Source organism: Caproicibacter sp., from assembly GCF_046707225.1.
Lineage (GTDB): Bacteria > Bacillota > Clostridia > Oscillospirales > Acutalibacteraceae > Caproicibacter.
The window spans coordinates 39,275-58,548 of the sequence record NZ_JBJKOP010000008.1 but is presented as its reverse complement, the minus strand read 5'-3'; the positions used below and the strand labels follow the sequence as shown (position 1 = coordinate 58,548).

Here is a 19,274-nt window from a genome sequence, read left to right as displayed (position 1 = left end):
ATGTCCCAACTGAGGAATTTTATGCCGGTTTTTTTGAAAAAATTCCGTGAAAATCTTTCCCATGCCCTAAAAATTTTTATGTGCCCGCCGACCGGCGTCGCAAAGGCAGGAAAGATTCTTTCGGCGGGACACCACGCGGACAAGGCACGGGGGGCGGGCGCCGGGGCGGGCCGCGGCGGGGCAGCGGACGGGCAGGATCGCCCCGCCGGGCGGCGCGCCGCACAGGGCCAGGCGGTTGCAGCAGGAACCGTATTCCTTATAATAAGAACAAGCCGCGTTCCCGGAGCAGTGGCGGACGGCGGGCAGTTCGGCGTAGCCGGAAGCGATTTCGCCGCCGCCCCGGTACGGCCCGTTGCTGATGAGGATGTGGTCCGCCGCGATTTCCAGCGGGAAGAAATACCCCGCCGTGCCGTGGTGCGGCGCTTTCAGCACGGAATACCCGTCGTACATCCGCGCGGAAGCCGCAAGGATGCTTTCCGGCGGCGCGTCCCCCGTCATCAGGATGTCGTCCGGGCCGGAGCCGCCCCGCCGCACATTCTGAAACACCGCGCAGGCGGCGTTCAGCGCTCCGGAGTACGCGTCCTGCGTTTCCCCGGCAGCCAGCAGCGCCGCCGCGTCCCCGGCGCAGGGCAGCAGGAGCAGCTCGGGAATCAGGGTTTCGATCCGATTGTACAGCGTTCGCGTTTCCTCCGCGTCCTCCTCCCGCACCGGCGAAGCGGAGCACATATGACGGTAGGAAGCGCAGAAGCGCTCCCGCAGCGCCAGAAACTCCCGCGCGCACGGCGGCAGGAACGGCGCGGAGAGCATCGCGTCCAGCGCGTCCACGGTTTCGGTCAGCTCCGGCGGAAACACAAATCCGGTTTCCGGCGGCCAGATCACCTCGTACTCCGCCCCGTCCAGAAAGAACCCGTCCCCCTCCCGCACGGGGAACACGGCTCCGGCCCCCGCGAGCCGCGCGGCGCGCGTAAACAGCGTGAGGACGGAGACATTCACCCGCGCGTAGCCGGTCAGGCGGCTTAAAAACACCGCGGCGTACAGGGCGAATTCCAGCAGAACGGGCCGGCCCTCCTCCCCGCCCGGGGGAACCGGCAGGTACAGCGCGCCGAAATAGCCGGGCGCGGCTTCCAGAATCCTCCACAGGCCGCACAGATGATCGCGGTGGCAATGGGTCAGAAAAAACGAGCGGCTTTCCGCTTCGCGGTACCGGGGAATGATCGAATCCGCGACATACTCGTAAAATCCCGGCCCGTTTTCCCCCAGCTTCAGGTTGCTGCTGCCGCAGTCGACCATCAGGATTCCGCCGCGGTCGCCGCCTAGAACGATACATTCGCCCCAGCCGACGTCGTGCAGGTCAATCCAGCGCACCCGCGCCCTCCGTCCCGTCGGATTGAGCCTGTGTGCGGCTCCATCCGGAGTAAAATTCGCCGTCGCGCCACTCGCCGGAACGCACGACCCGCCCGCCCCGGTATTCGGTGCCCTGCCCGTGGCGCTTGCCGTCCTTCCATTCCCCGGTGTAGAGCAGGTTGCCCTCCATGTCGAACGCGGAACCGCGCCCGGGGACGCCGTCCTTCCACCGGCCGATGAACACGGAGCCGTCCGAGGAGCCGAACGCGACCCCCATGCCGTCGCGCAGGTTCCGCTTCCAGTTCCCGGCATAGCACAGCTTTCCGGATTTATAATAGTACACGCCGAAGCCGTCGCGCTTGTCGCCGAGGTACCCGCCCTCGTACGCGGTATGCCCGTTTTCCATCTGCGTGCGGCCCTGCCCCTGCCGCAGCCCGCCGATCAGCTCGCCGAAATACAGGTAGCTCTCTTCCTCGCTGATGACGATGCGCTTCGCGGGAATCAGGCCATCGCCGAAGAAAGGTTCAATCCGCGCAAATTTCTTCTCCAGATTTCTGGTGTGAACCACCTTTCCGCCAAGTCCCTTGGCGGCCACGCCGTATTTGGTCGGCGCGGGCCGCGGCAGAGCGGTTGGATTCGGCAGGGGGATGGGCTCCGGCGCGGGAACGGGATTCGGAACCGGCCGGGGAACGGGCGGCTCGACCGAAAAAACCTCCCGGTCGACCGCGTAGTCCGACGAATCCAGGCTCTCCGGGGCGCGCGGGGCAGCCGCGCGGACAGCAAACGCGGGCACGGCTTCGCGCGCAAAATCATCCGGTTCCTCTTTCCCCGGCCGTTCGGGGGCGGAGCCGTCGTTTCGTATGTAGGAAAATTCCAGCTTTGCGTCGCCGTCCGTCTCCGTCCAGTCTGGATCGGGAACGCCGCCGTTTTCCTCCAGCCGCCAGAAAAGAGCAAGGCGCTTTTCCCGTTCCGCCCTCCCGCAGTAGCAGAAAAGGCCATCGCCGGTGCGAGCCAGCACCTTGGGCTCGCCGCCCGCGGCGCTGTTGACATAGCTCTGCGCCGCCGTTCCGGGAGCCACGGGGCATGAAAGCAGCTCCTCCCGGCGGTACCTGCCGGAGTTTGTATCGAATAAAAGCAGTTCAATGCCATTCCCGACCGGGCGCAGGACGGCTTCCGGCCTGCCGGGGGTCCCGGCGAAATACGCGGTGCGCAGCCACTCAAGATGAGTCCCGTACACCGATTCGGATACGATTTCTCCGGAAAGGTTCCGGCTGACAAGGCAAAAGCCGTCCGGGCGGCGGAACGCCTCCTGCACCACGGTTTTGCCGGAAATCTTGCGCCAGCGGAATTCCCCCCCGCCGATCTTATAGCGCGTGCGGACAATCCGCCCGGCTTCCACCCCGCGCGCCGAGCCTTTCGCCGTGCTGCCGGAAAACGCCTTTTCCCGCGCGGCGGCCAAAAGAGAATCCCTTTCCCCGCCGCCGTCGAACGGGCGGTAGGATACCGTATGGAAGACAGTCTGCAAAGGATTTTCCGACATGGGTTCAGAACCCCTTTCCCTAGGAAACTCTTCCCTTTTTCTTTTCTTGTTCTATCCTACCTTATTTCCAAGGAATTTTCAAGGATTCCACTAAATTCTCACGGTGGAACAATTATGTAACAAATTTTCCAGTTCTTCGCGCTTCTCATTAGCATCATAGTATTTTTATTGATGACGGACTCGCCGGCGAAGCCCGCGCGGAAAAGGGTTGCGCAAAGGAAGGGGGACGGGCTATAATAAGTCCGTCCCCCTCGGGTTTTGATTCATATTCCTACTTAAACAGATACTGCATGCTGTCCATCAGATCCCCGACCGTATGCAGCGTTTTGTTCGCGCGTTTGCGGAAGCCGCGGTTGTTTTTCATCATCTGATTCCCGACCGTCGCAAGAGCCATTCCGGCGACAAGGCCGGTGCCGATCCCGCGGACAAAGCCCATGGTTTGCTTATACATTCTATAAAACCTCCAAACACAGAAAAAAGTATGAGTAAAATAAATGAGATTACACCCTTTCATTATTCTGCCTCTTTTCTTTCGAAATATTGAAGTGAAACGCTGGAAAAGCTGTCCTGAAAATCACACATTTTTTTCATTAAAAAGGAGAATACTATGCCGGAACTGAATATTGTCATGGTGGAACCGGAAATCCCGCAGAACACCGGAAACGTCGCGCGGACCTGCGCCGCGACGGGCGCGCGGCTGCACCTAGTCGGGCCGATGGGGTTTCAGATCGACGACAAAAAGCTGAAGCGCGCCGGGCTGGATTACTGGCACCTTCTGGATATTACCTGTTACGAGAGTCTTTCCGAATTTTTCAGCCGCAATACCGGTAATTTTTTCTATTTTTCCACCAAAGCGCAGCACGTTTACACGGAGCCGGCCTATCCGGACGGGTGCTACCTGGTCTTCGGGAAAGAAACCGCCGGGCTGCCGGAAAAGCTGCTCTACGAGAATCCGGACTCCTGCGTCCGGATTCCGATGAGAAACAACCCCGGCGCCCGCAGCCTGAACCTTTCGAATTCCGTCGCGGTCGGCGTGTTCGAGGTTCTTCGCCAATGGAATTTTCCCGGCATGCTGTGCAGCGGGCAGCTTCGGCAATATCACTGGTAATGAATCCCCTTTTCTTCCAAAATTCGTGCCAGTGCAAACCCGGAAATGCTTGAAAATGCCATTCGTTGGTTGTATAATAGAAAAAGTTTGTTAGAAAGGTAACAATATCGAAAAGATCTCCCAAAATTCTGCCTGTTGAGAAGGAGAGGTATCTGATGAACGCTTTAAACAAAAAAACCGTAGAGGATATTGACGTAAAGGGTAAGCGGGTTCTGGTCCGCTGCGACTTTAATGTTCCGTTTGACTCGGAGGGAAACATCTCCGACCCAAAGCGGATCGACGAAGCCATGAAGACAATCCGCTATTTGAGGGATCACGGAGCGAAAGTGATTCTTTGCTCTCACCTGGGCCGCCCGAAGGGCGAGTTCAACCCGAAATTTTCCCTCGCGCCGGTCGCAGGCTATCTGTCTAAAAAGCTGGGCGCCGAGGTTAAGATGGCAAAGGACGTTATCGGGGAAAGCGCGAAGAGCATTGCCGCCGGCCTGAAGGACGGCGAAGTGGAGCTTCTTGAAAACGTCCGCTTCCACAAGGAAGAGGAAAAGAACGACCCCGCCTTTGCAAAGGAGCTGGCTTCCCTCGCGGACATCTATGTCAACGACGCGTTCGGAACCGCGCACCGCGCGCACGCCTCCACCGCGGGCGTCGCGGAGTATCTGCCCGCCGTGTGCGGATACCTGATTCAAAAGGAAATCACCATTATGGGCGGCGCGCTCGCGAACCCGAAACGCCCGTTCGTCGCGATCCTCGGGGGCGCGAAGGTATCGGATAAGATCGGCGTCATCACCAATCTGCTGGACAAAGTGGATACGCTGATTGTCGGCGGCGGCATGGCCTACACCTTTATGAAGGCGCTCGGCTATTCCATCGGCTCCTCTCTGTGCGAAGAGGACAAAGTCGGCCTTGCTTCCGACCTGATGGCTAAGGCGAAGGAAAAGAACGTGCGTTTCCTGCTGCCTGTGGACAATGTGGTCGCCGACGAATACGAAAAGGACGCTCAGTACAAGACCGTCAATTCCGATACAATCCCGGACGGCTGGATGGGCCTTGATATCGGCGAGAAAACCCGCAAGCTGTTCGCAGACGCCATTTGCGGAGCCGGAACCGTCGTCTGGAACGGCCCGATGGGCGTAAGCGAATGGGAGCATTTCGAGGGAGGCACCGTCGCCGTCGCAAAGGCGGTTGCCGACAGCGGCGCCGTTTCGATCATCGGCGGGGGCGATTCCGCCGCCGCGGTTGAAAAGCTTGGCTTTGCGGAAAAAATGACCCACATTTCAACAGGCGGAGGCGCGTCTCTTGAATTTCTGGAAGGCAAGGAACTGCCCGGAATCGCCTGCCTGAACGATAAATAAGGCGGAAGGGGCGGCAAACCGCCCCTTCCTTTTCATTCGCATTAATGATGATACAGGAGGCTACAGTCATGAATAAAAAGCTCAGAAAAGCAGTCATCGCGGGAAACTGGAAAATGAACAAAACCCCGGAAGAAGCAAAAGAACTGATCGGCGCTATTCTTCCTTTGGCTAAGGACGCGGGATGCGAAGTCGTCGTCTGCGTGCCGTATGTGGACCTGTTCCCTGTTTTGGAAGCCGCGAAGGGCTCCTCCATCGGCGTAGGCGCTCAAAACTGCCACTGGGCTCCTTCCGGCGCATTCACGGGCGAGGTGTCCGCTCCGATGCTCGCTTCCATGGGCGTACAGTACGTCATTATCGGCCACAGCGAACGCCGCACTTATTTCGGCGAAACGGATATTACCGTCAACCAGCGGATCCGCGCGGCTCTTGACAGCGGACTTTCCGTAATCCTCTGCGTCGGCGAATCACTGGAACAGCGCGAACAGGGGATTACCTCCGAACTGGTCGCCATGCAGACGAAGGTCGCTTTGGGCGGCGTTTCCGCAGAAGAACTGAAACGGATTATGATCGCGTATGAGCCGATCTGGGCAATCGGCACAGGCAAAACGGCTACCGCCGAACAGGCGAACGAAGTCTGCGCGACCATCCGCGCTACGGTGGCTTCCCTGTATGACTCGTCTGCAGCGAACGCCCTGACCATCCAGTACGGCGGTTCCATGAACGCGAAAAACGCCGCTGAGCTTCTCGCGCAACCGGATGTTGACGGCGGCCTGATCGGCGGTGCTTCCTTAAAGCCGGACGATTTCGCCCAGATTATCAAAGCGGCCGGAAAGTAAAGCCATAAAGGAGTACAGGAATGAAAAAGCCTCTGATTCTTATGATTTTGGACGGATTCGGCATTGGGCCGGAATACGGCAATGCCATCAAGGCGGCCTCTACCCCGAACCTTGACCGTCTTTTCGCAGAAAATCCGCTGACACAGATCGGTGCTTCCGGCTTGGACGTCGGCCTTCCCGACGGGCAGATGGGAAATTCCGAGGTCGGGCATACGAATATCGGCGCCGGCCGCATCGTGTACCAGGAATTGACCCGGATTACCAAATCGATTCAGGACGGCGACTTTTTTGAAAATTCCGCCCTGCTCGGCGCAGTGGACGCCGCCGCTTCCTCCGGCCACGCGCTGCATCTGATGGGCCTGCTGTCCGACGGCGGCGTCCACAGCCACAACAGCCATCTTTACGCTCTTTTGAAGCTTGCAAAGCAACGCGGCTGCAAAAAGGTGTATGTTCACGCGTTTTTGGACGGCCGCGACGTGCCCCCCGCCTCCGGAAAAGATTTTATTCTGGACTGCCAGAACAAAATGCGGGAGATCGGCATCGGCAAAATTGCTACCGTGATGGGCCGTTATTACGCGATGGACCGCGACCGCAGATGGGAGCGCGTCGAAAAGGCCTATGACGCTATGGTTCTCGGCGAAGGCGTGCAGAACCGCGACCCCGCCGCCGCGGTGGAAACCTCTTACAAAAACGACGTGACGGACGAATTCGTCATTCCGGTTGTCTGTGAGAAAGAAGGCTGCATCTCATCCGGCGATTCGGTTATTTTCTTCAATTTCCGTCCGGACCGCGCCCGCCAGATTACCCGTACCTTTGTCGATCCCGATTTTGACGGGTTCGAACGGGCGAACGGCTTCTTCCCCCTTCATTTCGTCTGCATGACGCAGTACGACGCCACGATTCCGAATGTCGAAGTCGCCTTCCGCCCCCAGCAGCTGAAAAACACGCTGGCGGAAGTCATCAGCCATAACGGAAAGACGCAGCTGCGCATCGCTGAAACGGAAAAGTACGCCCATGTGACGTTTTTCTTCAACGGCGGCGTGGAAACCGTGACTCCCGGAGAAGACCGTGTGTTAATTAATTCTCCTAAAGTCGCGACTTACGATCTGAAACCGGAGATGAGCGCGTACGAGGTGACGGACGCTCTGGTGGAACGGATTCGCAGCGGCAAATACGATGTGATTATTTTAAATTTCGCGAACTGCGATATGGTTGGCCACACCGGAATTTTCGACGCGGCGAAAGCCGCCGTGGAAGCCGTGGATTCCTGCGTCGGCCGCGTGATCGAAGCGATTCGGGAAATGAACGGCGTTGCTCTGATTACGGCGGACCACGGAAACGCCGAGCAGATGGAGGAGCCCGACGGCTCGCCCTTCACCGCGCATTCGACAAACCCGGTTCCGTTCTGCGTTGTCGGTTATCCGTGCAAGCTGCGCTCCGGCGGTCGCCTGGCGGACATTGCCCCGACGATGCTGAAAATTCTGGGGCTCCCGCAGCCGCCTGAAATGACAGGAAAAAGCATCATCGAATAAATTAAGATCGTTGTGAAAACAAGAGGATGACCCTTTCACGGGTGATCCTCTTTTCTTTTTCCTGTATGGTAAAACATCCGGGATTCGATCTCTTCAAATACCGTGGGGTTTATTTTCCTCGTTTTATCTCCTCTTGTATTGACTCGGAAGAACTTAACGATATAATGAAATCAGATAAGATTTTCTTCATACAAAAAATCTGACAAGGGGATGAGGTTACGAAAAAGATCGAAATGATTATCCGCCCGGAAAAGCTGGAAGAGGTAAAGGCCGTTCTCAACAACCTTTGCATTTATGGCATGACGGTCACGATGACCTCCGGATGCGGAAACCAAAAGGGCATGAAAGAAGTTTACCACGGAACCGTTTATAATCTGAACCTTCTCCCGAAGGTCAAGGTGGAAACGGTTGTGCACGACGAGATCGTAACCGAACTGATTTCTAAAATCTGTGAGGCCGTTAAAACGGGAGAAATCGGAGACGGAAAGATATTCGTATTCCCTGTGGAAGAGGCGGTTCGCATTAGAACCGGTGAAAGCGGAGACGACGCAATTTGACGGACTGAGCTTTCTCAAACCGAATTTCATCATAAGCAGAAATACGTGGAGCCTTTTAAAACGGCTCCGCATTCATTTTCAAGTGAAAGCCGGTTGACATCTCCATCCGTCAAGAGTACAATCTATGAAAATTGAATCAAAAGCAGGGAGCTTGTGATACAGGCTGAGAGGAAGTTAGCGCGAACTTCGACCCGTTAACCTGATTTGGATAATGCCAACGAAGGGACTTTATTTCCGTTACGAAGAAAGCGGGATATGCCTTTTCGGCATGTCCCGCTTTCTTTTTTACCATGATTGAAAGATTGGAAGGGGATTTTAATGAAAGACTTGAGAAAAATCGTATTGACCGGACTGTTTGCCGCACTTGGCGTTGTTTTATCCGCCTTTTATATTCCGACCGGCCTTGCAAAATGCTACCCGATTCAGTCGCTGCTCAACGTGCTCGCCGCGGTCATGCTCGGCCCGGCTTATGCCGTCGCAATGGCGTTTATTACCTCCCTGCTTCGCGTCATGCTGGGTACGGGGAGCTTTCTGGCATTCCCGGGCAGTATGATCGGCGCGCTTTGCAGCGGACTGCTTTATCATCGTTTTCACAAGCTGTCCGCCGCCTATTTGGGGGAAGTCGCGGGAACGGGAATCCTGGGGGCGCTGGCCGCATACCCCGTCGCCGCTTATCTTCTGTCGGCTCCGGCGGCCCTTTTCACTTATGTTCTGCCGTTTATGGTCAGCTCTTTAATTGGTTCTGCTATTTCCGTCGTGCTGCTGAAAATTCTTGAGCGGACAAAACTGTTCGATCTGGCCCATTCTCATCATTTCTAATTTAGGCAGCCGTTTTCCGTTCAGGGCAGACAAGAAACGGAATTGTCCGATTCATTTTTCTCTGAAAAAAGCTCTTAGTCTTTCTTCTTTCTGGAGAGATTAAGAACCGACAATCCGTAAAAAACGACTGCGGAAACCAGCAGGACCACGGCACTGACCCATGGCGCAAGCTCCTGTCCCCCCACGGAAAACTCTATGCCCATATATTCCTTGAATTCCCGCACCATATCATACGGAGCCCCCGCAAAGGCCGTTTTCATCGGGGCCTCCACCATCACCTGACGAAACAAAAGCGCCGCATGAGAGGGTGGAAACAGCTTGATCACCGTCTGCACCGAGGCGGGAAGTTCCCCTATGGGAAGATAAATGCCTGTCAAAAATCCGATCAGAGTCCCGATTACGGTGCTTGCCGTTCCAAATGAGTTTTGACTGTTAAAGAAAGATACCAAAAAGCATACCATGGAGGTATTCGTCAGAGTCGCGAGCAGAATCAGGCCGAATACCCGGAGCAGACTTACCGCAGGGAGCCATCCCCCGCCTTTCGAGGTGATATAAAGTTCCGCTAAAACGGCTGTAATCAGCGACATGATTACGCCGATCAAAAACGAGCTTCCGATATATCCCGCCGCGATCCCGCTCCGCTTCACCGGAGAAGCGAAAAAGTCCCGGTCGATTCTGCGCGTTTTGTCGTCGATCATAATTCCGAAGGCTCCCATGGTCGTCGTCACGGATACAACGGACAGAAGTCCCGCCATCAGCCAGCTGTTCATCAGATAATCCACCGAAGGAATTCCCTTGAGCGAGCTCGGAATCCACACACCGCCCAGAAAAAGCGCATACAGACCGATGATAATGATGACCGCCAGAAGGGAAAAGAAAACCGCGCTTCTGTCGCGAAAATAAAGCTTTACATTCCGTCTGATTAAAACGTTCATTCTCTCAGCTCCTTTCCGGTGATGCCGATGAATGCCTCGTCCATCGTACCCTGCAGCACTTCAAAGCTGCTGATAAACGGTTCACAGCGTGTTAACACCGGAATCGCGCTTACGGTATCCGAAAGCTTTACGATTACTTTTCCACCGGAAGCGGTAAAGTCCGCTTTCATTTCTTGCAGCGCGTCACGAAGTTCTTTTTCCTTTTTTGCACTTATTTGAAGCGTGTCGCCGGCATACTGTGATTTCAGTTCCGCCGGCGTGCCCCTGGCGGCTGCTTCCCCATGGTCGATCACAATGACATAGTCGGATTCAGCCGCTTCTTCCATGTAATGCGTCGTCAAAAAGACGGTCAGCCCGGTTTCCGTCTGCAGCTTTCGCACGGTTTCCCAGATATTCCTTCTGGACTGCGGGTCGAGCCCGGTCGTGGGCTCGTCGAGAAACAGAATTTTCGGCGTATGAAGCAAAGCACGGGCAATATCGGCTCTGCGCTTTTGCCCCCCGGACAGCTTGCCGTACGGACGGTCCATATACTCATTCAGTTCCGTAACCCGGGCCGCCTCGGAAACAGCCCGTTGAATCACCACTTTCTCCTTTGTGTAAAGCCCCGCGCGAATTGTGAGGTTTTCCCGAACGGTCAGAAGCGAATCGAGCATATTTTCCTGAAACACCACGCCGATTTCCCGACGGATATTCCGGCTGTCCCGGCTTAAATCCATCCCGTCGATCGTCACCGTTCCGCCGTCGTAGCTGAGAAGAGTGCAAAGAATTTGTATCGTCGTCGACTTTCCGGCGCCGTTGGGGCCGAGAAAAGAAAAAAGCTTTCCCTGCTCCACGTAAAAGCTGATTCCTTTTACAGCCTCAATATTCCCGAAATTTTTCTTCATCCCGTTGACCTCAACCATCTTATTCAATGCGATAACCCCTTTCTGAAGCTACTTTATCAAAATGGCGGTAACTGTGCAATCGAAAAACCGTATGCTGCGCTTAAAAGGACGCAAACTGTAAAAAAAGCACGGTAAGCTGCGTGAACTTTTCCCCCGCCTATTAAATTCACCGGGTATGGTAACGTTCCTTCAGCTTTCGATTCATACGGTCCGACAGCTTTTTATCCCGGAGTACTGCAACAAACATGACGATGACGTAAACGGCCAGAACACACAATAGGAACACAGCAACCTCTCCTGCTTTATCCAGACTGATCCAGTCCCAAAGCGACGCAAAATACAGCAGTAGGAGGGCAAGAACCGCCATGTGGACAATTCTTCTGATAAAATAGCGGCGTTTACTCAGCTCCCTTCGCGACCAGAACAGCAAGAGAGGCAGGTCACCGACAAAGGCCATCAGCAAAATTCTGCCGATGTCTTTCACGGTAAACACCGCCCCGGGGCTGAGCAGGGCACAGTAAAGATACATAGAAGCGACAACCCCCGTAGTAATTACAAAAAAGGACCTGAACATTGCTTTGAACAATTCATCAAGACGCACCGCTGATTCCTCCTATATACCGAGTCTCTTTTTTAAATCGCCTATGTACTGCCGGGATATCACCACTTTTTCTCCGTTATCCAAGAGCGCTTCAAACCGTCCGCTGAAAGCGGGACTGAGCGACCGGATTTTCCCTAAATTGAGAAGAACCGATTTGGAGACGCGCAGAAAACTGCCGGCCGACAGGGATTCCTCCAGCTCATAAAGCTTTTGTTTTGATTCATAAACTTTCTTTTTTTCATATACGAATGTTTTATTGTCAACAACTTCAATATAATAAATATCCGAGGGCTTAATACGATAAATCTCATTTCCCTCGTAGGCGACCATGGCATCCTGAGACTTGAAAAGGGAGATTGCCCGCAGGATTTCATGTGACATTTCCCGGCAGCGAATCACAATCTGCTCTTCTTCGCCTTCCATCAGCTCCTCAATAATGATCTTCAAGTTGTTTTTTCACCCCGCACGCAAGATTGATTCCATTATACCATAAAGTTCCTGTATGGAACATGTTTCCCTGCACGTGACCGAATTTTGCAGGCTCAGCCAACGCAGAAAGCAACATCGCGCCGCAATTTTGCTTCCGATTTCAGGCCGACGGCGTCAGCCTTCCTGCTGCAATTTGAATTAGGTTGAAAAAGATGTTAAAATATCGATATTATTACCGCCGGGAGGGGTATCCATTGCAAAACAGGAAAATGGTCTCCGTTTTCCTTGCGCTCGCCGTTCTTTTGCTTTCCATGACGGGCTGCAAAAACAGCAGGCCGTCAAACGCGGACAAAACAATTTTATATGGCCTGAAAAGCGACCCGAAAACGCTGGATCCGCAGATTGCCTCGGACTCCTCGTCCATTATTGCGATCGAGGCACTTTTTGAGGGACTGGCAAGACTCGGCGCGGACGGAGCTGCCAAGCCCGGAGTGGCCGAACGGTGGCAGGCCAATACGGACAGCACGGAGTTTACCTTTTACCTGCGCAGCGACGCGGAATGGAGCAATAAAAAACCCGTTACCGCGAACGACTTCGTCTACGCTTTCCAACGGGCCGTGTCCCCGCAAACGGGTTCGCCGGTCTGCTCGCAGATGTTCTGCCTGAAAAACGCCCGGCAAATCAGCTCCGGAAAACTGTCGCCGGAAAAGCTGGGGGTCTCGGCCGTGGACAGCCGCACACTGAAAGTCGATCTGGAATATTCCTATCCGGATTTCCCCAAGCAGACGGCGAACGCCGTTTTTATGCCCTGCAGCCGGGATTTTTTCGAATCGACCTCCGGCCGCTACGGACTTGAAGCCTCCTATGTTCTGGGAAACGGTCCGTTCCGCATCGACGGAAAATACGGCTGGGCTCACGACCAGTATCTGAATCTGAGGCGCTCCGCAACCTATCACGGCGGCACGGCGCCCCTGCCGTCCAACGTTGATCTTCAGATTGAGGGGGACAGCCTTGACCTCAGCAAACCTGTGGCCACGTTAAAAAACGGGGTCGTAGACGCCGTTTCGGTCTCCGCCGCTCAGGCCGGGAAAGCTTCGGCCGACGGCTGCTCCATCGTATCGTTTCAGGACACGACCTGGGGACTTTGTTTTAACACCTCGTCCGATCTGATGAAAAACGTGGATGTCCGCAAAGCCTTTGTTCAGGCGCTGGACCGGAAAAAAGTCCTGTCGCATCTGCCGCAGGACACGTCTGCCGCGGACTCCGTTCTTTTGCCCGGCACCACATTTCTGGGGCAGAACTACCGGAAACTGGCAGGCGACCCGTTTCTGCTTTCCCAGGACGCGGGGGCCGCGCAGACCCTCGCGAACGGGCTAAGGGAACTCGGATTTTCCAAGGAAGACAAAATGGAATCCGTCAGCGTTCTGTGCCCGAATGACGAAAACGTTAAGCTGATGCTTAACGAAATGATTATATCCTGGAACTCACAGTTTCACAATTATTTTAATATGGAAGCAATGGACAAAAGTGATCTTCTTTCCAAGGTGAAGTCCGGGAACTATCAAATCGCGCTTGCTCCGATCACTCCCGACAGCGACGGGCCTCTTTCGGTTTTGTCCCTGTTCCGTAGCGGAGCCGACGGGAACTTTACGAAATACAGCAACACCGCGTACGACGCCCTGCTTTCCAAGGGGGAAACCGGAGACGGGGTAAAGGCCGCCGACGACTACGCGGCGGCGGAAGAATATTTAAGCCGTCAGGCCGTGTTCTATCCCCTGTACTACGGCAAACGCTATTACGCCATGGCAAAGGGCGTGACCGGGATTGTGTTCCACCCCTATCAGGGCGGCGTCGATTTTATCGGCGCGGGCAAGGAATAAAGATACTGCGGCAAACCGCCGCTCTGTGACTTCCAGAGCGGCGGTTTTTTCGCTGCATCGCATCAACAAATACGGAAACAAAACTCCCGATTTCCGATAAAATGGATTAGAAACAGAATCCGAACGGTGAAAGAAGGAGATTATATGTATTCCGATTCCCGCGCACCCGTCGGCACTTTGGAATATGTCCGGCGAAATCGCGGCATCAACGCCTGCAAAAGGCGTTTTCAGGAAATTATCGGAAAGCAAAAGGAAGCCGCGCCGCGCCTGCTGAATGACGAAGGGCTGCGCTTCGCAACCCTGTTCTCGCTGAAGCCACAGATTGAAGAAGCCGGTCTGAACGACAGACTCAGCGAAAAAATCCGGGCTGCGCTGCAGATTTGTGATAAAGTTCTGGAAGAAAAAAAGGCGCTGCCCGGCGGCGGAATTTCTTATACGGACGAAAACGTTCACGCCGCTTTTCTATGGATCTTCCAGACGGGAGCGGAAAACGACGGAATGAGCGACGATTACGACGAAATTCTTGATCTCTCGGCCTCCGTACTGACGAGAAGATACCGCGAAACATCCATTCTGCCCGGACTGGCAGCCCTTATTTTTCGACGCAACCGCAAAAAGGGATATCTGCACGACCTGATCTGGGCCTTTTTCCAGTCGCACGACCCGAATGCGCTGCGGTACCTCGCGCCGTACCTGCGTTCCGCGAACGCAAGGGACCGGGAACTTGCCCACCTGCTCCTGCATCTTCCCGACATCGGCGCGGATTCCCGCCGATGGGAGACCCAGTACCGGAATTTCATGAAGTGGCTGCAGGACAACAGCCCTTATCTGTATTTTACGGGAGAAAGCCTGCAAAGCTCCAATCAGCCGGAAATCTGCGGCCTTGACCGGGAGGCGAAATATCTGTGCAAACAGATTTCCCCGCGCAAGCGCACCCCGGTCGATCCGCTGACCAGTCAGGAAGAAGAATCCCTCAGCTGTTTCGCACAGGCGGAAGAGAGCGATCAAGCCGTACTTTCCGACTACTCCAAAGCCCTCCATGCCAGCAATCCGGAATCCTGGAACCGGTGGATCCACCTTCCGGTAGAAGAGCAGCTGCGGCTTGCAAAAAACGGAACGGGGAGGCGACTGGTATGATTTTTATTGCCGGAAAGCAGACCGCGGCCGAAGAACTCACGAACCTGACTCATGAAAACGCGGAGCGCTCCATTCTTTCTCAGCTTGCGTCCGCCGAAGAAAAGCTTGATTACGATTCCAGCGAACAGCTGGGATTCGAACTCCGCCTGCGCGCCCAGACCGTCGCCGCCGCAAAAGAACTGGACCGCAGCGGCATGGATTTCGCGATCTTCCGCAAGTCAAAGTGCAACCAGGAATTCTGGGACCGCACGGCGGAAGGCGGTTTTCGTCTGAAAAGCGGCGCGAAACCGAGTGAGGCGATTTCGGACATTTTTGACCACGGCCGCAAATACGCGACGGAATGCGCGACCGCCATGGTCATTGTCTATTACCGCGCCCTTCTTGCCGTACTGGGTGCGGACCGATTCAATCAGGTCTTTCCAAAAATAGAACTGATGAACTGGCATCATCTCGACCGGCTTCTCCGTGATGTCGGCCTGATGAAAAAGTACCCGTTCTATCTTCCGGGCGACCGGCGTTATTTCGCCAATCCGGACGTGGACCCTCTGACCCCGGAATGGCAGGGGGAGAACGTCATCGACCTGAACGGGAAACTATATTACGGCCACGGAGTCGGAATTTACGACGCGGACACCATCATCAGGTCCCTGAACGAAAACAGGATTGAGGACGCGGATGAAACCGCCTATCTGATGGATTCGGCGGGACGGCCCGATTTTAAAAACCTGTATCGGGTTTCCCAGAATCACTGAGCTTTTTCCTCACGGATTTCCACCCGGTTTCCTCCCTGCTTTTTCGCTGAATACATGAGATCATCCGCCTTTTGAACCATGGAATCCAGTGTGGAGCCTTCCTCCATTTCAGCTAAACCGAAGCTGCAGGTAATATGTATTTTACCAGCGAATCGCTTCTTTTCAATTGCATAGCGGACCCGGTTCAGGATTCCCGCAGCCTTATTCCGGTCGGTCTCCGGAAACAGAATCACAAATTCATCCCCTCCCCACCGAACCAGAAGATCGGAGCTTCTCAAATGAGCGCGAATCACATCGGCCAGTTCGGCAAGCACCCTGTCCGCAATCGAATGCCCAAACTGGTCGTTGACGGACTTGAACCGGTCTATGTCAAACAGAGAGAGCGAAAGGGGCCTTTGCCGCCCGAGGCAGATTTTCTGCCACCTGGCGAATTCCGAAAAAAGCCGGTTTCTGCTGGAAGCCCTTGTCAGCTGGTCGGTATAGCTGAGTTTCATCAGCTGAGCTTTGGAAAGAAATTCGCCGTATTGCTGCCGGTCCCTTCCCAACGCGAAAATGGAGCAGATCAAAACGGTAGCGGCAAAATAAATGACCGCCGCCATCAGCTCGTCTATACTCAGGCCGCCGAGCTTTCTCCAGGAAAAATAGAGAAAGCCGGCCATTCCAACGGTCGACACGGCAAGCATATTCCGGTACCGGTTCGGAACCAGAAAAAAAGCCAGCAGAAGGATATACAGCCCCGCCGCCTGAACCATAAAATTCGGCGGGTCGTACTGAACCAAAACGAATAAAAAGATTGCGACCGCGAGAAGCTCCATCCCCGTTGTACAGCGGTAAAAGGACCTGTATCCCCTGGCTCTGGAGCAATACAGGGAAAAAAGGACGAGAAGGCCTGTGAACAGGGTGCGAAACAAAACAATGAGCAGCTTGCTCATCGGGCTTTTTACAAAAATCGAATCCGGGATTAAAAGCGCTTCATTGAATACGCCGACAGCAAGGCAAACCTGATTGATGTATTTTCGGCTGGAGATCAGCTGGTAATTAAAGTACGCCGTTCTGCGCCCCGGCTTCGCTCCATCTCCCGAGGATTTCATTCGGATCCTGCCAAACTCCCGTTTCCCCATTTCCCCACACATCCTGTCCTTACTTTCATTCCAGTGAATAACCGTTTATTTACTCCCCCTGATTTTATTATAATATTGAATTAACACCGAGTAAAGTCCCGTCCGCCCCGTTTCCGAAAAAAAGGTTGACAAAAGCGGCATCGTAGAATAAAATAGGGAAAGATTACAGCCGGTAAAATGCGGATGTAGGCCCGTTATTACAAAAAAATATTACGGAAGCCAAACGCCAATGAGGGCAGGGCAACGAACCGTAAAGTAAATGATACAGAAGTCATTTAACTCGCTGTTTAGGTTAAGTGGCTTCTTTTTTGTTGAAAACCGGTCCGTTTTCACGTGCTACCATCCGGATTTGCAGCCGACAATAAACAGTTTGTGGAGGTACCTGCATGAAAAACATTGGGTATTACAATGGAAAAACCGGCCCGATTGAGGAAATGACCATCCCCATGAACGACCGTGTCGTCTATTTCGGCGACGGCGTGTATGACGCCACTTACGCGGTAAACCATGTCATCTTTGCGCTCGAGGATCATATCGACCGGTTTTTTCGCAGCTTTTCCAAGCTGAAAATTCCGTTCGCGATGTCGAAAGAAGAGCTTGCAAAAACACTTCAGGAGCTGGTCGACCAGGTGGAAAACTCCGAAAGCCTGATGGTTTACTGGCAGACCACACGCGGCACCGGCATGCGCAACCATGTTTTTCCCGACGGCCCGGCAAACCTTTTTGTCACCATCCGCCCGAATCCGCTGACGGCGATCGACCGGACCCTCAAGCTGATTACCGTGGAAGACACGCGGTTTTTGCACTGCGATATTAAAACGCTGAATTTGATTCCAAGCGTTATGGCCGCTCAGGCGGCGAAAGAAGCCGGCTGCCAGGAGGCGGTGTTCCACCGCGGCGAAACCGTCACCGAGTGCGCGCACAGCAATGTCTCCATCATCAAAAACGGCGTTTTTCGCACGGCTCCGCTCAACAACCTGATTCTTCCCGGCACCGCCAGAAAACATCTGGTCGCGCTTGCCGCGCAGGTCGGAATGCAGGTCAGCGAAACCCCCTTTACCGTCGCCGAGCTGATGGACGCCGACGAAGTCATCGTACATAGCTCCGGCACCCTGTGCAACGCCGCAGTGGAAATCGACGGCAAAACGGTCGGCGGGCGCGCCCCCGAGCTGCTCAAAAAGCTGCAGGACGCCGCTGTAAAGCAATTTGAGGATTATACGAAGGTGAAATTCGCTGATTACGCGAAATAAGAGCGAAAGGATCGTCATGACAGAAATGAATCAGGAAGCATTAACCGAATTAAACGTCGGCCAAAATCTTGACGACCTGATGAACCTGGACCCCCGCGGATACGGGGTCTGCCGGATTCTGTACGACGGGTCGCGGAAGCTCGCCGGCGAACCGTTAACCATACACGCGGCAAAAAAGCTGGTGGAAACGGTCCGGGAAGGCAACGAAGTCCTTATTCTGACCGGTTTTGTTCTGACCCCTTCCCTCTGCGCCGAAACGGACGGAATTATCGGCGCCATGCTGCTGGCAAGAGCGCTTGAAAAAGCGTTCCGCGCGGTTCCCGTCCTTGTCTGCCCGGAAGAAAACGTTCCGGCCGTGAAGGCGATCGCCCCGCTGATCGGCCTTCACCTTTACGAATCCGTCGGGGAAGCAAAGCGCTTTCCATTTTCCATGGCGTTCCTGACTTTCCCGAAGGAAGCGGAAAAGGCGGCGGGCCGCGCGGAGGAAATCATCGCGCAGGGGCTCCCTTCCGCTGTTGTCAGCATTGAAGCTCCCGGGGCGAACGCAAAGGGCTTCTATCATAACGCGGTGGGAAAAGACGTCACCCCGCTGGAAGCGAAAGCAGACATTCTGTTTGAAACGCTGCGGCAAAAGGGCGTTGCAACCATCTCCATCGGGGATCTCGGCAACGAGCTTGGGCTCGGCACGCTGGGCGACCATTTGAACCGTTATATTCCCTACGCCGCGCCGGGCTCCTGTTCCTGCGGATGCGGGGGCGGGCTGGCCGCCGCGACCAGGGCCGAAACCGTTCTGACCGCGACGGTTTCCAACTGGGGCTGCGACGGAATGATCGCCGCGCTCGCGTATCTGATGAAGAATCCGGAGATTCTTCACGACGGAGAGCTTCTCGGGGAAACGATCAAAACCGCTTCCCGCTGCGGAATGGTCAATATGGACGGTTCCCTGACCCCCGCGGTGGACGGCTTCGGCCTGAAAATGAACGTGCTGATTCTGGAGCTGATGCGCGAATGCGTCGCCTACGCTCTGGATTACGCGGGATACGAACCGGGGAAAACCTGGTTTCAAAAGGTGCTTGAGTTGGGATTTTTTCAAACCTGTTCCCATAGGGGAGAAACGACATAACCACGGGGAATTCTTTCGTAAAGACCTGCGTATTCCGATGTATTTTCAACGCAGTTGGCGGAAAAATTACCGGCTTC

19 protein-coding genes and 1 riboswitch are annotated in these 19,274 nt (G+C 54.8%); of the genes, 11 read left to right on the top strand and 8 right to left on the bottom strand.

What is annotated here, in order from left to right:
- Positions 1-66: 66 nt before the first annotated feature.
- From ACLQ3M_RS01105 to ACLQ3M_RS01095, 3 genes are all read right to left on the bottom strand, one after another.
- Positions 67-1,365: a hypothetical protein gene (locus tag ACLQ3M_RS01105; RefSeq protein ID WP_411675868.1), complete on the bottom strand. Its 1,299-nt coding sequence runs from the start codon at positions 1,363-1,365 to the stop codon at positions 67-69.
- Entirely contained in the window at positions 1,352-2,884 is a 1,533-nt protein-coding gene (locus tag ACLQ3M_RS01100; RefSeq protein ID WP_411675867.1) for a hypothetical protein, read from the bottom strand. Before ACLQ3M_RS01100 ends, ACLQ3M_RS01105 begins: the two co-directional genes overlap by 14 nt.
- A 271-nt stretch (positions 2,885-3,155) precedes the next feature.
- Positions 3,156-3,335, bottom strand: a complete 180-nt coding sequence (locus tag ACLQ3M_RS01095) for a hypothetical protein (RefSeq protein ID WP_411675866.1) — start codon at positions 3,333-3,335, stop codon at positions 3,156-3,158.
- A gap of 156 nt (positions 3,336-3,491) precedes the next feature.
- Here ACLQ3M_RS01095 and ACLQ3M_RS01090 point away from each other — a divergent pair, with 156 nt between their 5' ends.
- The 6 genes from ACLQ3M_RS01090 (at position 3,492) to thiW (ending at position 9,085) form a co-directional block, all read left to right on the top strand.
- On the top strand, positions 3,492-3,992 hold the full coding sequence (locus ACLQ3M_RS01090; RefSeq protein WP_187037267.1) for a tRNA (cytidine(34)-2'-O)-methyltransferase: 501 nt from the start codon (positions 3,492-3,494) through the stop codon (positions 3,990-3,992).
- A gap of 155 nt (positions 3,993-4,147) precedes the next feature.
- On the top strand, positions 4,148-5,341 hold the full coding sequence (locus ACLQ3M_RS01085) for a phosphoglycerate kinase (protein ID WP_411675865.1): 1,194 nt from the start codon (positions 4,148-4,150) through the stop codon (positions 5,339-5,341).
- A gap of 68 nt (positions 5,342-5,409) precedes the next feature.
- The gene (tpiA, locus tag ACLQ3M_RS01080; protein ID WP_411675864.1) at positions 5,410-6,177 is read left to right on the top strand and encodes a triose-phosphate isomerase; all 768 of its coding nucleotides are present in this window, start codon (positions 5,410-5,412) and stop codon (positions 6,175-6,177) included.
- A gap of 20 nt (positions 6,178-6,197) precedes the next feature.
- Positions 6,198-7,709: a 2,3-bisphosphoglycerate-independent phosphoglycerate mutase gene (gene gpmI / locus ACLQ3M_RS01075; protein ID WP_411675863.1), complete on the top strand. Its 1,512-nt coding sequence runs from the start codon at positions 6,198-6,200 to the stop codon at positions 7,707-7,709.
- 233 nt (positions 7,710-7,942) lie between these two features.
- Complete coding sequence (locus tag ACLQ3M_RS01070; protein ID WP_066649831.1) at positions 7,943-8,266, top strand: P-II family nitrogen regulator; 324 nt, start codon at positions 7,943-7,945, stop codon at positions 8,264-8,266.
- A gap of 133 nt (positions 8,267-8,399) precedes the next feature.
- A riboswitch (TPP riboswitch) is annotated at positions 8,400-8,509 on the top strand.
- A 75-nt stretch (positions 8,510-8,584) separates the two neighbouring features.
- Positions 8,585-9,085, top strand: coding sequence for an energy coupling factor transporter S component ThiW (gene thiW / locus ACLQ3M_RS01065; protein ID WP_411675862.1), 501 nt, complete (start codon positions 8,585-8,587; stop codon positions 9,083-9,085).
- Positions 9,086-9,159: 74 nt separating this feature from the next.
- On the opposite strand, the gene ACLQ3M_RS01060 is transcribed toward thiW, so the two are convergent.
- The 4 genes from ACLQ3M_RS01060 to ACLQ3M_RS01045 form a co-directional block, all read right to left on the bottom strand.
- Positions 9,160-10,020, bottom strand: a complete 861-nt coding sequence (locus ACLQ3M_RS01060; RefSeq protein WP_411675861.1) for an ABC transporter permease — start codon at positions 10,018-10,020, stop codon at positions 9,160-9,162.
- Positions 10,017-10,922: an ATP-binding cassette domain-containing protein gene (locus tag ACLQ3M_RS01055; protein WP_411675966.1), complete on the bottom strand. Its 906-nt coding sequence runs from the start codon at positions 10,920-10,922 to the stop codon at positions 10,017-10,019. Before ACLQ3M_RS01055 ends, ACLQ3M_RS01060 begins: the two co-directional genes overlap by 4 nt.
- Before the next feature lie 148 nt (positions 10,923-11,070).
- Positions 11,071-11,478: a DUF3021 family protein gene (locus ACLQ3M_RS01050; RefSeq protein WP_411675965.1), complete on the bottom strand. Its 408-nt coding sequence runs from the start codon at positions 11,476-11,478 to the stop codon at positions 11,071-11,073.
- A gap of 39 nt (positions 11,479-11,517) precedes the next feature.
- A complete protein-coding gene (locus ACLQ3M_RS01045) occupies positions 11,518-11,952 on the bottom strand; it encodes a LytTR family DNA-binding domain-containing protein (RefSeq protein WP_411675860.1) in 435 nt (144 codons plus the stop codon).
- A 236-nt stretch (positions 11,953-12,188) separates the two neighbouring features.
- Here ACLQ3M_RS01045 and ACLQ3M_RS01040 point away from each other — a divergent pair, with 236 nt between their 5' ends.
- The 3 genes from ACLQ3M_RS01040 to ACLQ3M_RS01030 all read left to right on the top strand — a co-directional run bounded on the left by ACLQ3M_RS01040 (position 12,189) and on the right by ACLQ3M_RS01030 (position 15,703).
- Complete coding sequence (locus ACLQ3M_RS01040; RefSeq protein ID WP_411675859.1) at positions 12,189-13,814, top strand: peptide ABC transporter substrate-binding protein; 1,626 nt, start codon at positions 12,189-12,191, stop codon at positions 13,812-13,814.
- Positions 13,815-13,958: 144 nt separating this feature from the next.
- Positions 13,959-14,951, top strand: coding sequence for a hypothetical protein (locus ACLQ3M_RS01035; protein ID WP_411675858.1), 993 nt, complete (start codon positions 13,959-13,961; stop codon positions 14,949-14,951).
- Positions 14,948-15,703, top strand: a complete 756-nt coding sequence (locus tag ACLQ3M_RS01030; RefSeq protein ID WP_411675857.1) for a protein-glutamine gamma-glutamyltransferase — start codon at positions 14,948-14,950, stop codon at positions 15,701-15,703. Before ACLQ3M_RS01035 ends, ACLQ3M_RS01030 begins: the two co-directional genes overlap by 4 nt.
- Here ACLQ3M_RS01030 and ACLQ3M_RS01025 read toward each other — a convergent pair.
- The gene (locus ACLQ3M_RS01025) at positions 15,697-16,794 is read right to left on the bottom strand and encodes a GGDEF domain-containing protein (RefSeq protein WP_411675856.1); all 1,098 of its coding nucleotides are present in this window, start codon (positions 16,792-16,794) and stop codon (positions 15,697-15,699) included. The genes ACLQ3M_RS01030 and ACLQ3M_RS01025 overlap by 7 nt on opposite strands.
- A 416-nt stretch (positions 16,795-17,210) precedes the next feature.
- Here ACLQ3M_RS01025 and ACLQ3M_RS01020 point away from each other — a divergent pair, with 416 nt between their 5' ends.
- Together ACLQ3M_RS01020 and ACLQ3M_RS01015 are read left to right on the top strand one after the other, a co-directional pair.
- Entirely contained in the window at positions 17,211-18,074 is an 864-nt protein-coding gene (locus ACLQ3M_RS01020; RefSeq protein WP_411675855.1) for an aminotransferase class IV, read from the top strand.
- 25 nt (positions 18,075-18,099) lie between these two features.
- Positions 18,100-19,197 carry a DUF4392 domain-containing protein gene (locus tag ACLQ3M_RS01015; RefSeq protein WP_411675964.1) on the top strand — a complete coding sequence of 366 codons (1,098 nt, stop codon included), beginning with the start codon at positions 18,100-18,102 and terminating at the stop codon, positions 19,195-19,197.
- The last annotated feature ends 77 nt before the right edge of the window (positions 19,198-19,274 follow it).